The 13,355-nt window shown below is 52.5% G+C and carries 9 protein-coding genes and 1 tRNA gene; 4 read left to right on the plus strand and 6 right to left on the minus strand.

Annotation, left to right across the window (positions count from 1 at the left end; all coding sequences use genetic code 11):
• Positions 1-229 precede the first annotated feature (229 nt).
• The 4 genes from BN2106_RS14130 to BN2106_RS14145 all read left to right on the plus strand — a co-directional run bounded on the left by BN2106_RS14130 (position 230) and on the right by BN2106_RS14145 (position 7,371).
• Positions 230-1,105, plus strand: coding sequence for an AraC family transcriptional regulator (locus tag BN2106_RS14130; RefSeq protein WP_242846337.1), 876 nt, complete (start codon positions 230-232; stop codon positions 1,103-1,105).
• Between the two features lie 105 nt (positions 1,106-1,210).
• A complete protein-coding gene (locus BN2106_RS14135; RefSeq protein ID WP_050699201.1) occupies positions 1,211-1,765 on the plus strand; it encodes a CDP-alcohol phosphatidyltransferase family protein in 555 nt (184 codons plus the stop codon).
• A gap of 82 nt (positions 1,766-1,847) precedes the next feature.
• Positions 1,848-4,661 carry a UvrD-helicase domain-containing protein gene (locus tag BN2106_RS14140; RefSeq protein ID WP_050699202.1) on the plus strand — a complete coding sequence of 938 codons (2,814 nt, stop codon included), beginning with the start codon at positions 1,848-1,850 and terminating at the stop codon, positions 4,659-4,661.
• Between the two features lie 289 nt (positions 4,662-4,950).
• Complete coding sequence (locus BN2106_RS14145) at positions 4,951-7,371, plus strand: lectin like domain-containing protein (RefSeq protein WP_050699203.1); 2,421 nt, start codon at positions 4,951-4,953, stop codon at positions 7,369-7,371.
• A gap of 114 nt (positions 7,372-7,485) precedes the next feature.
• Here the strand turns inward: BN2106_RS14145 and BN2106_RS14150 are convergent, their stop codons facing one another.
• The 6 genes from BN2106_RS14150 to BN2106_RS15845 form a co-directional block, all read right to left on the minus strand.
• Positions 7,486-8,166, minus strand: coding sequence for a P-II family nitrogen regulator (locus BN2106_RS14150; protein ID WP_050699204.1), 681 nt, complete (start codon positions 8,164-8,166; stop codon positions 7,486-7,488).
• 12 nt (positions 8,167-8,178) lie between these two features.
• Positions 8,179-9,723 (minus strand): DUF1538 domain-containing protein, encoded by a 1,545-nt coding sequence (locus BN2106_RS14155; protein WP_242846338.1) that lies wholly within the window; start codon positions 9,721-9,723, stop codon positions 8,179-8,181.
• 280 nt (positions 9,724-10,003) lie between these two features.
• Positions 10,004-11,428 (minus strand): type I glutamate--ammonia ligase, encoded by a 1,425-nt coding sequence (gene glnA, locus BN2106_RS14160; protein WP_050699206.1) that lies wholly within the window; start codon positions 11,426-11,428, stop codon positions 10,004-10,006.
• A 169-nt stretch (positions 11,429-11,597) separates the two neighbouring features.
• A complete protein-coding gene (locus tag BN2106_RS14165; RefSeq protein ID WP_050699207.1) occupies positions 11,598-12,590 on the minus strand; it encodes a hypothetical protein in 993 nt (330 codons plus the stop codon).
• 143 nt (positions 12,591-12,733) lie between these two features.
• Positions 12,734-12,811: transfer RNA gene (locus BN2106_RS14170), tRNA-Pro, on the minus strand.
• A gap of 82 nt (positions 12,812-12,893) precedes the next feature.
• Entirely contained in the window at positions 12,894-13,283 is a 390-nt protein-coding gene (locus BN2106_RS15845) for a TM2 domain-containing protein (protein WP_082236524.1), read from the minus strand.
• Between the last annotated feature and the right edge of the window lie 72 nt (positions 13,284-13,355).

Below are 13,355 nucleotides of genomic sequence, written 5' to 3' on the forward strand. Positions count from 1 at the left end.
GTTAGACGCCAAAAGGGACGCCATGTGACAGCTTTCTTTTCTTTTTTAAGAATACCACGAAACGGGGGCAAATGCGAGCCGGACCGCTTGCCTGTTTCTTCCAAATGCCGTATGATACATTCATAAAATGAGCAGTCCGGCAAATCCTATGAAAAACGGGCACAGCAAAAAAGGTCGAGAAACGCTCTCCGGTAAACTGGTATGATAGCAACACAGGGAGGTGAACCACTTGCAGGAACAGATGGAGGCCGTCCAGCGGATGCAGGACTACATTGACGCCCATCTGGGCGAGACGATCACGCTGGCGGATCTGGCGCGCGCGTCGTATTATTCCCCATGGTATTCTTATCGATTATTTATACAATGGGTTAATCTCAGCCCGGCAGATTACATCCGGCGGCTGCGGCTGTCCCGGTCCGTGCTCAAGCTGCGGGACGAACGCTGCAAAATCGCGGATGTAGCTTTTGAGCTGGGCTTTGGCAGCGTGGACGGATACCAGCGCGCGTTCTACCGGGAATTCGGCTGTAACCCCCGCGAATACGCCACCGGCCCCGTGCCCCTGTACCTGTTCACTCCCTACGGCGTCAAATACCGAGAGGACAGAAAGAAGGAGAAGCATATGGAAAACACAAAGAACATTTTCATCCAGCCCGTGGAGAAGCCCGCCCGCAAAGCGCTCATCAAACGGGGCGTCAAAGCCGCCGACTATTTTGCCTACTGCGAAGAGGTGGGCTGCGACGTTTGGGGCCTGCTGACCAGTATCAAATCCATCAGCGGCGAGCCGGTCTCGCTCTGGCTGCCAAAATCGTACATCAAGCCCGGCACCTCCGAATATGTGCAGGGCGTGGAGCTCCCGCTCGACTATGACGGTCCCATTCCCGAAGGGTTCGACCTGATCGAGCTGCCCGCGTGCACCTACCTGATGTTCCAGGGCGAACCCTTCGCGGAGGAGGACTACGGCGAAGCCATTGAACAGGTATGGCAGGCAATCGACCGGTATGACCCTTCGGTCGTCGGTTACCAGTGGGACAAGGAAAATCCCCGCATCCAGCTGGAGCCCATCGGCACACGCGGTTACATCGAGCTGCTCGCAGTTAAAAAATAAAAGACACGCACAAAAGCGGCCCCGCCGGAACGGGGCCGCTTTTGCTGTTTCCGTACCGCCTTCGATATGCTACAATGGAACAGATTTCAGAAAGGGGGCCTGTGCATGGCCGTCAAAAAGATTCCAAACCTGCTGACCGGCCTGCGGTTTGGGCTGACCGTGTTATTGCTGTTCCTGCCATTCCCGGGGACGCTGTTCTTTTTTCTTTACCTTGTGTGCGGCCTGACCGATATCTTGGACGGCTGGCTGGCCCGGCGGCTCCATGCGTCGACCGTGTTCGGCGCGCGGCTTGATTCCGCCGCGGATTTCTGCCTTGTCTGCACCATGCTGTTCCGCCTGTGGCCCCTGCTCGCACAGGCGCCAGGCGTCCTGCTTTGGGTCGCCGCCATTTCCCTTCTGCGCCTGGGCGCGGCGTGCATTGCCAGAGCCCGGTTCGGCCGCTTTGGCTGCCTGCACACCCGGGCCAATAAGCTCGCCGGCCTGCTGTTGTTCCTTTATCCGCTGTCACTTCCGTTTACCCAATCTCCGGCTGTTTTGCTGTCTCTCTGTCTGGTTGCCGCGCTGTCTGCGGCAGAAGAACTGCTGATCGAATGCACGGCGACGGAATGGGACGCCAACCGCGCAAGCATTTTTCAGCGGAATCGCCGTTCTATATTGTAAATATTTGTCACCTGTTATACAATAAAGAATAAAGCAAGACGAATATTACGTTATGGAACAATCGCGTAAAGGAGAATGGACGATGGCATTGATCCCGTGCCCCGAATGCGGCCAACAGATCTCAACCCACGCCGAAAAATGCCCGCACTGCGGTCTGCCGGCCTCCTACTTCCCACAGGAGCAGGACGGCGCGCCCGCCGCGGAGGGGATCGATTACGCCATGATCTCCGACATGCTCACTTCTTTCGACCGGGACTACTGCTCCGCGTTTGGCGCGGACAACTATATTTCCGCCCGGCAGAAGGACCGGATGGTGCAGACCTACGCCCCCTATTTCCGCTGTCTCAGGGATAAGCTGATTTATTCCTATGTGTGCGGGCAGGCAAAGGCGCTGCGCGTGGACATCAGTCAGCTCCAGTCGTTTTTGCGGCGCTTCCTGCATCTGGACGCCGCCATCACCGCGCACAACGAGCAATACGTGGAAACCATCCTGCACCGGGAAGCAGCGTACTTCGACAACATTCTGAAGGATATTGACCCGGGGATCCGGCTGGACGACGAACAGCGCCGCGCCGTCATCACGGACGACGACCACTGCCTGATGGTCGCCGGAGCCGGAGCGGGAAAAACCACCACAATGGCCGCGAAGGTCAAATACCTGGTAGAAAAGAAGCACGTTCTGCCCGAAGAAATCATCGTCATTTCCTATACCAACAAGGCGATCGGCGAGCTGAAGGAACGCATCAACAAAGGGCTGAATATCCCCGCCAAAATCTGCACATTCCATGCGTTTGCCTTTGAGATTGTCAAGCGGTTTTCCGCGGCGCCGCCGGAAATCAATTTTTCCTCCTACCAGATCGTGTTTGAGATGCTGGAAAAGGCCATCTTTGACAACAAATCCCTGATGCGCAATCTGGTGCTGTTCATGGGCTACTATTTCGACCTGTCCGAGGACGTATTCCAGTTCTCCTCTTTAAACCAGTACCACCTGATCAAGGCTTCGCAGGACTACGAGACAATGAAAAGCGGCCTGGGGGATTACGTCAAAAAGGTGGAGCATCAGCGCCAGCGACGCGTAAAGACCCTGACCGGCGAATACCTGCGCTCCATACAGGAGGTGCAGATTGCCAATTTCCTGTATCTGAACGGTCTGGACTACGAATACGAGCGCCCGTACCCGCTGCCCATACCGGGCGCACGCAAAACCTACACGCCGGATTTCTATATTACGCAGGGGGAGCATACCGCTTACTTGGAGCATTACGGGCTGACGGAAAGCGGTTACAGCAACGTTTTCACTCCACAGCAGATCGCCAAATATAAAAAATCGATCCGGGACAAACGGACGCTGCACAAAAAGGGGAAAACCGAACTGCTGGAAACCTGGTCACTTTACAACGACCGCAGGCCGCTGCTCGACCATCTGCGGGAAACCCTTGTGGCTGCCGGCTTTGTGCTCAAGCCGCGTGACCTGGACGAGGTATACCGAAAGATCGTGGAAACCGGCAAGGACAAATACGTGGTGCGCCTGATCCTCTTCCTGATGGAATTCATCGAGCAGTTCAAAACCTCCGGCTACACGGAAAACGGGTTCCGCCTTCTGCGAGAAAAGACGGACAATCCCCGCACGCTGCTTTTCCTGGACATCGCGGAGCAGGTCTATGCCCACTATCAGGAAACTCTGAAGCGGAACAACCAGATCGACTTCGCGGACATGATCAACGATGCACACTTCTATTTACAGGAAATTGAGCGGCAGGGCATTGCCCTGCCCTACAAATACATCATCATCGATGAATTCCAGGACATCGCGCGCCAACGCTTCAACCTGACCAAGCGCCTTTCGGAGATCACCAAGGCAAAGGTGGTGGCGGTCGGCGACGACTGGCAGTCCATTTACGCGTTCGCGGGGTCGGACATCACCCTGTTCACACGCTTTTTGGAGCTGATGGGCTCCGGCACCGAATTGAAGATCACACATACCTACCGCAATTCACAGGAGCTGATCGACATCGCGGGCGGGTTTGTGCAGAAAAACGCCGCGCAGATCCGCAAGCAGCTCATTTCTCCCAAGCATTTAAAGGACCCCATTGTGATCCACCCGTTTGACGACGCATACAAACCGATGCAGGCGTTGGCCCGCGCCGTGCTCGAAATGATCGGCAAAATCGTCGCGGAATATGGGGAACAATCCTCCGTTCTGTTGATCGGCCGGTACAATTACGATATGTACAAGCTGTTCCGCACCGGGTTGTTTGAGGAACGTCCCGGCAACCGGGTATACTGCCCCCAATATCCAAAAGTCCCGCTCTCGTTCATGACGGCGCACAGCGCCAAAGGGCTCGGCTACGACAACGTCATTTTGATCAACATGTTTGAGGGGAAGTTCGGTTTCCCCTGCCAGCTGGAAGATGACCCCATTATGAAGCTGGTGACCTACGAGGACCGCAGCGTTCCCTTCGCGGAAGAACGCCGCCTGTTCTACGTCGCGCTGACCCGTACCAAAAACCGCGTCTACATCGCCGCGCCCAAGCAGCGCCCCTCCCGCTTTTTGGTTGAGCTGATCCGGGACTTCCACCTTCCGCACGCGGCGGACATGAATCTGGAAACCGTCGACCTGTTCCAGCTCCGCTGCCCGGTGTGCGGCTTTCCGCTCAAATACGAGTTCAACAAAAATTACGGGCTGAACCTCTGGATGTGTACGAACGACGCGGAAGTCTGCGATTTCATGACCAACGACAAGGAACACCGGCACGATATTTTCCCCTGCACCGCCTGCAAAGACGGTTTTATGATTGTCAAGCGCAGCCCCAAAACGGGAAATATCTTTTACGGATGCACCAATTATACCAACACGGACCGGCCCTGCACACATATGGAGCCGATCCGCGAATGACAAGCCTGCATCCCCACAATCCATTCCCGCATAATAAAGATCCCGGCTAAACAGAGGCAGGCAAGCCGCCGCCCTGTTGGCCGGGATTTCTATTTCCTCCACGCTTTGGTCAATAGCGCCCTGTGTCTCCGCCAGATCTATTTGGAATTTGGCGATTTGCACCAGTATTGTTCTAATTTAATAACTACTTGGTGAAATTTGACAAAACCTTGCATCGGCGCATATCTAGGTACAGGAAGAACAGGCCGTTTTATCACGCGCCTTGCAACACCGAAGGAGTGGAAATCAATTGAAAATCAATGGAATACGGGGCGGTAAAGCGCTGTCCCTGCTGGTGACGCTGTCCCTGCTGGTTTGTACCTTTGGGAGCACCGGCGTCTCTGCCAGCGGACAGCCTGTAAAAGAAGCTTTGGCGGCAAACCTCGCTATGAGTGAAATCAATCCCGCGGCGATGGAATCTTCCGTCCAAACCGGGGACAAACCGGCGGACCACGGCGGGTCATTGGGTTACGTGCATCCCTATATCGATCCGTCCTACCTGCAGGAGGGAACCTTCTCAGAAACGCTCGCGCACGCGGAAGCCGGATTCCCCGGCGCTTTCAGCGTTCTGGATCACGGAACGGTAACCGGCATAGTACGCAACCAGACCAACTGGGGAACCTGCTGGGCTTTTGCCGCGGTGGGCGCGGCGGAGTCCTCCCTCTATCCGAACGATCAAACGATGCTTTCCCCGCGTCATTTAGCCTATTTTACCTATCACGGCGCGGCGAATCCGGCCCTGCCGGAGGACGGGACAGGCGGCGATACCTTCCATCCCTATGCCTTCAACGCCAGCGAAACAGCAAGCTGGTGGCATCCATGGTACGAATACGGTGGGAATTCCTTTATGGCCAACGCCACTTTGTCCCGCATTGGGTTTCAGACCGATGCAGCCGTTCCCTATCCGGAACGCTACGACTTTTTTGACCCTTCCAGGCTGGATTCCTATGGAACCCCGGCGCTGAAAAACGAATATCTGGAGGAATATGGCGACGTTGCAGAGGGGAATCATTTTACAGCGCCCTACCGGCTGGTGGACAGCAACTACCTGCCGACGAAGGACCGCAATGGAAACTGGAATAGCGATGCAGTCAAAAAAGCGCTGATGGATGGATACAGCGTATCCGTTTCTTACGCATCCGGCTCCTATAACGACTATCCGCTCAGTGACGGCTCCGTAATCATCGCCCAGCAATACAACGGGCCGAACCGGGTAAACATCAACCACGCGGTGCAGATTGTAGGCTGGAACGATCAGATTCCCAAGGAGGCATTCCGCACCACGTCCGGCAAACTGCCAACAGGCGACGGCGGCTGGCTGATCCGGAACAGCTGGGGCGAAAATTGGGGTATGAATGGGTGCTTCTACCTCTCCTATGAGGACAGCTCCTTATCCGAAACCTGTCAATTCATCGCTTCCGCCGACCAGCCGTATGACCACAATTATCAATACGACGGCACCGGCTGGAGCACCACGGTAGGCGCAACAGGCAATCCGGCCAAGCCGGTCTACATGTCCAACGTTTTTACCGCTGCCGGCGATGAAACCATTCAAGCCACGGCGTTTTACACCACCGCGCACAATGCAGTCTATTCCATTCAGGTTTACACGGATCTGCAATTTGCAGGCGACCCGACCAGCGGTGTTCCGGCCTTTTCTGAAGAACAGAAGGGGATGCAGCCTTATGCGGGCTACCATACCGTCCGTCTGGAACTTCCGGTCAACGTGGAAAAGGGGAAAAAATTCGCAATTGTCGTTCAAATTCAGAACCCCGATGCAGACAACCGGGCCCGGTACGCCGCAGCAATCTACCCCGTCGCGTGCGAGCTGGACGGCTACTGCGACGGGGTGCGCAGCGAAGCTTCCATTCGTTCCGGCGAAAGCTTCATCCGCTTTCATGGCGGCGAATGGCTGGACCTTGCCGATTACGGCGACCTGCAGCAGGGCGTGTCCGGCAAGAGCAGTGTTACACCCGCCAACATCTGTTTGAAGGCATTTACCGTGGACGGCCACGAAAGCAACCTTCCGCTGCAAAAGGCGGTCAACGACGCCAAAAAAATGATGGAACTGCCAAAATACTACAACGCATCCACCAGGGATGCGTTCGACCGCGCACTGGCAAACGCGGAACGCCTGTTGAAACAGCCCTCCGCCACTGCTGAGGAAATCACCGGGGCGGCAAACGCCTTGCAAACCGCAGCGAAAGCCTTAAACGGCCAGCCCACAAACCTGACCGCTCTGCGGGATTCCATCGCCGCTGCCGAAGCCGCAAAAAGCACCGCGGCCTATCTCTACGGCGGTACGGGGCAAAAAGCCGCCCTGGACGCCGCATTGCAGGCGGCCCAACAGGTGCTCCATAAAACCGCGCCGACACAGAAGGAAACTGACTGCGCAAAAACAGCTCTGGATGCGGCAATTGCGGCTTTAAACGGCGCAAAACCCGTCCGTACCGCCGCGTTGGAAACTTCCATCGCCGCCGCAGAGGCCGTCAAAAAGACAGACGCATATCGCTGTGACTGCGACGTAAAACGGGCGGCGCTGGACCATGCGCTGGAAAACGCCAAACAAATTCTGCACAAGGTCAACCATACACAGGCGGAGGTCGACCACGTAAAAAACGCCCTGGACCTCGCATGCATGGTGCTCGACGGCCAAAAACAGGGCCTTTAAACCATTGGACCACATGGGATTCCTGCCCCCACATCGCATAAAACCCGGACCGCTGATCCGCGGTCCGGGTTCCATTTTTATCATTTTGCCACCTATCCAACTTGTCCACGCGCTTTATTCATCCGTCAGGCTGCGCAGACCCACCACATGGTTGACCGGCAGGGAGAAAGCCGCCGCCACGCGCTCTTTTTTGGAACCGGTCTGCTCCATGATGGCACGCATGATGTTCTTTTCATCCTTCTGCTTTGCAACAATGTAGATCAGTTCCTGTTCCGAAGCGATGGACACGCCGAAAAACGTTGTGGCACTTTTTTCTCCAACCCCTTTGGCGTGCACAATGGTGCCGCCGCCCGCGTTGGCGCTGCGCGCCGCGTCCATCACCTCTTCGGTGTGACCCTTTTGTACGATGACCACCACCAGGGAAAAGCGGGTTTCTTCCATTTCCGTCACCTCATCTTGTTCTGTATTTTGTCCATGGGTCAAATATTGCAGGCTGCCGGCATTCGCCGCGCTCCGCAACGGGATGGTAAATGCAATCCCATTGCCCGGCACATCGATCTGCATGGTGCGCATCAGCCCCCGCAGCATTTTTGCCGCCAGCGTCCCGGAAACCACGGAAGAAAGCATCACCTTTTCTGTCTTTTCGATCCCCAAACGGTCCAGGGTTTTCTGTTGTGCGGTTCCCTCACACAGGACGGCTGTCATCGTATGGATCCCGTTGTCATAAAAAAATTGCTGAAAGGCTTCTCCGTATTCCCGTTTGGCCACCGTAACCAAATAGTACATATTGCTCATGATGTCTCCTCTTTAAAACGTGATGACGTCGTCCTCTTCCGGGAGGGCGGGGGCGTCTTCCGTCGTTTCCGTGTCTTCTGACTTGTATTTATAATATACGCCCAGCACCTGAATGGTAATCAGCGGCATCATGGCCACCATCGCCACCACGCCAAACGCGTCCACCACCACATTGCCGCCCACGCCGCTGCAGGTTCCCATCGCCAGCGGCAAAAGGAACGTCGCCGTCATGGGGCCGGAGGCCACGCCGCCGGAATCAAACGCGATGGCGGTAAACAGCGCGGGGGAGAAAAACGTAAGAACACCGGCAATCAGATAGCCGGGGATCAGCAGGTACAGGATCGGCAGACCGGTGACAATCCGCAGCATGGCAAGCCCCACCGAAATAGAAACACCGATGGAGAGGCTGGTGGACAGAGCCTTTTTGGGAATCGCGCCGGCGGTGATGGTAACTACCTGCCGGTTCAGAACATGGACAGCCGGCTCCGCGGCTACGATGAAATATCCGATGACCATCCCGATCGGCACAATGATCCAGTTGTGTTCCATACTGCCGATGAGCTGCCCGATATAGTTGCCCACGGGCATGAAACCGACGTTGACGCCGGTGAGAAACAGCACCAGACCGACATATGTATAGACAAGGCCGACACATATTTTAATCAGCTCCCCTTTTTTCAGATGGAGCTTTGTTATTTGGAACAGGACAAAAAACGCCAGAATGGGGCAAAGGGCGATCGCGACTTCCTCAATATACTTGGGCAGGGAGGATAAGAACAGCTGAGAAAGTTCTTTGGAATCGGCAATTTCCGGAATTGTCACGGGGATATACTCTCCTGTACCGGCGCTGTACAGGATTCCCAGTACCAGCACGGCGATGATCGGGCCGACGGAGCACAGGGCGACCAGGCCGAAGCTGTCGTTTTCCGCATCGCTGTCGCTTCGGATAGCCGCGACGCCGACGCCCAGCGCCATGATGAACGGGACCGTCATGGGGCCGGTGGTGACCCCGCCGGAGTCAAACGCCACAGAAAGAAACTCCCTTGGAACAAACTGGGCCAATAGAAAAACGAACGCATAGACTCCGATCAGCAGATAGGACAGTTTGATGCGGAACAGCATGCGCAGCATGGCGACCACAAGGAAAACGCCGACGCCAACCGCAACCGCAAGAATCAAAGTCATATTCGGGATGCCGGGCACCTGCTCGGCCAGAACCTGCAGGTCCGGCTCAGACATGGTGATGAAGATTCCCACCAACAGGCTCACCAGCACGATCAGCCATACGCTGCGGGACTTGGTGACGGCGGAACCGACATGGGTGCCGATGGGTGTCATCGCCATATCGGTCCCCAGTGTAAAAAAGCCCATGCCCAGGATCAGCAGCAGCGCCCCCAGGACAAAGCCCATCAACAGGCCGTTCGGCACCGGGGAAATGGTAAAGCAAAGCAAAAAAACGATGCCCGTCACCGGCAGTACCGACGACAGGGATTCTTTCAGCTTTTCTGAGAGAATGGTCCGGTTTTGTTTCAATAATGGAAGTTTTGTTCTGCTCACATAACACCTCTTTTTATCTCTTGTTACAGGACGGACAATCTATATAAAACCAATTTTGATTTCTCTATTATTTTATTGGATATGAAATTATAACATACGCGGCTGGAGAAAAGAAAGGGTTTCTACAAATTATATTGGCGCAATCCATCTTTGTGTATCTTATCGCATGTATTGCAGCGTCTGAAAAGTGAAAAGACCGCTGACAAAAATCAGCGGTCTATTTTGACTCTGTCTGTACTGAATGGAACCCGGGTCTGCCCGAATTCCAAGCACCGTACCATCAAATATTATAATACTTTTCAAACTCCGCGGGATGTGGGATGGAAGCAATCTGGCGGCACTCTTCACGCTTGGATTTTATAAAATTTTGGAGAAGCGCCTCTGGGAACACACCGCCCGCCGTCAGATAGTCGTGGTCTGCCTCCAAAGCGTCAAGTGCCGCATCAAGAGAGACCGGGAGGCTTTTCAGCTTTGCTTTTTCTTCATCAGAAAGTGTATACAAGTTGACGTCATAGGGGCCCCAGCCGTTTGCATGCGGATCAATTTTGTTTTTGACGCCATCCAGGCCCGCCATCAAAATCGCAGCATAACAGAAGTAGGGGTTGCAGGTTGCGTCGGGATTGCGCAGCTCAAAGCGGCGCTTGTCAGGGCTCTTCGCATAGGCGGGAATCCGAATGACCGCACTGCGGTTGGAAGTCGCGTAGCCCACAGTGACAGGCGCCTCAAAGCCGGGCACCAATCGCTTAAAAGAGTTCGTGCTGGGATTGGTGAGCGCGCACAGAGAATGGATGTGCTTCAGCAGCCCGCCCATAAAATAGTGGGCCGTCTCGCTCAGGTGCGCGTAGCCATTATCGTCCGAGAACACTGGCCGCCCGTCTTTCAGCAGCAGCATGTGGACATGCATCCCGCTGCCCGCCTCTCCGTAGATCGGCTTGGGCATAAACGTAGCCGTTTTTCCATATTTCAAGGCGGTATTATGGACAATATATTTGATCATCATCGTTGCGTCGGCCATCTTGGACATCTGTCCCAACTGGGGTTCAATCTCAAACTGGCCCGAGGCCGCAACCTCCGGATGATGATAATTGATGTCAATGCCGGCCTCTTTCATCAGCAGACACATCTCACTGCGGCACTCATAGGACTGGTCAAAGGGCTTGGCAATATGATACGCCTTCTGTTTGGGAATCACGCAGCCCCTCCCTTCCACCGCGCTGTTCCAGTAGGACTGCCTAGCATCCACGGTAACGCCGACGCTGTTGGGCTGCACCTCCCAGCCCACCTGGTCAAACAGATAGAATTCAAATTCGGGGAGGATCAGCATGGTATCGGCAATGCCGCTGTCTTTCATATACTGCTCGGCAGCCAGAACGATATTGCGCGGATACTGGGCCAGCGGACGGTTTTCCGGATTATCAATGACCATGGCGTTGCCGGTCATGGAGAGCGTGGGAATTTCGCAGAAGGGATCGACGACAGCTGTATCCAGGTCGGGGATGAAAACCATATCGCTCTTCTCGACCACGGCGTAACCGTAATTGGAAGCGTCAAATCCGATGCCGTACTGCATGGTATCGGCAGACAAGTTTTCCGCCGGTATGGTCACGTGTCGATATTGCCCGTTGATGTCGACCATTTTAAAGTCAACCATTTGAATGTTTTTTTCTTGAATGAGGGAAATTATTTCCTGAATACCCTTTGCCATGAGATCACTCCTCTTTGTAAAAATCAACAAAATTATCATATCATTATTTTATTTTTGAGTCAACAAGTGAAAAAGTGATTTTTACATAAACCTGATCATAGAAATGCTCGAAAGGTCTTCAGAATTCTAACAAGAATATAACTATAGTAAAACGGCGGTCTCTTATAGATTATTTTAAAATTGTCTGTCTTATTTGTTCAGTTAAAGTCCTTAAAATTTTATAGAGCTTTGCTTTTATCGTCAGGTAGTCTTCTCCGAAGGTTTTATTTGTTAACCCCTTTAATATATCATCTGGAATAATTTCAGTCTCATTTATGTACTGGCCCAAACCATAATGAGCAAGGCAGTTGCGAAAATTCCTATTACACAAACAGCAATCTATATAAAAATCAGTATTCTTTTGAGCGTTTAGCTCTTTAATAAAATTACAAAGATAGTAATACTGTAAATATGCAAATTTAAATTTTTGAGGTATTTCCTCTATAAAATAGTTTTCAACAAACTCTATTGCATAATTCACACTGCAAAGTATAGAAAACAATAGAAAGCCAAAATCATTCTCCAACTTTAGTGGTGAGTTTTTGTAAAAATGGTAGTCTTCATATTTAACAATGAGATTATCATTATATCTATATATTGGAAACTCCTTACATCCCAAAGAAGCGGCTAATTTTCCAGCAACTACGCTCATATTTGTTATCCATGGCCCTATATTTTTATTCCCTAGCGTTTTTACAGGAGTATACATTGCACATAAAATCGTATTCCCGCAAAACTCATCATTACACAAGTCGGTACCTACATTGTAATATCCAAATATTCTTTCATAAAAGCTGCGTATGTTGTAAAAGTAATTTTCACTCTCGGCAAACTTTTGAGAAAGTTGCATAGTATAATTTTTATAACTTTTTTCAAAAAGTTTATGTCCCTGTCTTAATTGCATATAAAATATTTTTTCATTTGCATTAAAGCGCGGTGCATTTAATCCAACTTTTTTACACCATTGCTCTGCTCCTTCTGCAAAAAGTCCTATATATGGTAAGCACATACAAATGTAGTTACTGTTAATATTTTTAGCACTTTGCGAAATATCGACTAACGCATACAAAAACCTTGCATCTGCTTGTATCAACTCATATGCAGCCTTCTGCACTTTATTCAAATCATTTCGCCTCTTTATGTAAGTTTTAGTAGAAATAAATTTTATTTTACCAGCATATGCATAATGTAAATGCTATCGCTATTAGTAACAAAAAAATTAGGACAAAACAAATGTGATCGTACATCTGTTTTGTCCTAACTTTTTGGTCCGAGTGACAGGAGTCGAACCTGCGGCCTCTTGAACCCCATTCAAGCGCGCTACCAAAACTGCGCTACACCCGGATTTACAACGTGTAATATTATACCATATCCTTTATAGAAAAGCAAGCCCGGATTCCCTGCGGAACCGGGCTTTTTCTCTGTTCTATTGCTTGAGCTGCGCGCCGTAGGAGTCCGTAAAGCTGCCGCACGCAATCATGATAATATCCACGATCCAACCGATTCCAAAGGCGCCGCCGGTCAGCAGATACAAAATACCGGTACCAATCTTTCCCACGTAAAAACGGTGAATGCCCAACGTCCCCAGGAAGATACAGAGGATCAGCGCTACCCAGCGGCTGGAAGGCGAGATCACCTCCATATAAGCGGGATAGGACGGCTGTACGTAATAATTGGGGGGCGGCGGGTTCCACTGGTTCGGCTGCGGCTGGTAGGGCGGCGGCGCAGAAGGCGCCTGCGCGGACAGGTCCGCACCGCACTGTTTGCAATAATGCACATCCTGCGGATTGTCAAACCCACAACGGTTACAAATCATATGCTGCTCCTTTTCAGGTCTGTTTCATTCTTCGTTTTTTCAGTATAGCATGCTGGGAATATTGTGTCAATC

It is taken from the genome of Anaeromassilibacillus senegalensis, assembly GCF_001261775.1.
Taxonomy (GTDB): Bacteria; Bacillota; Clostridia; order Oscillospirales; family Acutalibacteraceae; genus Anaeromassilibacillus; species Anaeromassilibacillus senegalensis.

What these genes read in the sequence shown, in the direction of transcription:
- glnA (WP_050699206.1), bottom strand. Translation starts at nt 11,428, where the DNA reads ATGGCAAAGGGTATTCAGGAAATAATTTCCCTCATTCAAGAAAAAAAC.
- BN2106_RS14135 (WP_050699201.1), top strand. Translation starts at nt 1,211, where the DNA reads ATGGCCGTCAAAAAGATTCCAAACCTGCTGACCGGCCTGCGGTTTGGG.
- BN2106_RS15845 (WP_082236524.1), bottom strand. Translation starts at nt 13,283, where the DNA reads ATGATTTGTAACCGTTGTGGGTTTGACAATCCGCAGGATGTGCATTAT.
- BN2106_RS14140 (WP_050699202.1), top strand. Translation starts at nt 1,848, where the DNA reads ATGGCATTGATCCCGTGCCCCGAATGCGGCCAACAGATCTCAACCCAC.
- BN2106_RS14150 (WP_050699204.1), bottom strand. Translation starts at nt 8,166, where the DNA reads ATGAGCAATATGTACTATTTGGTTACGGTGGCCAAACGGGAATACGGA.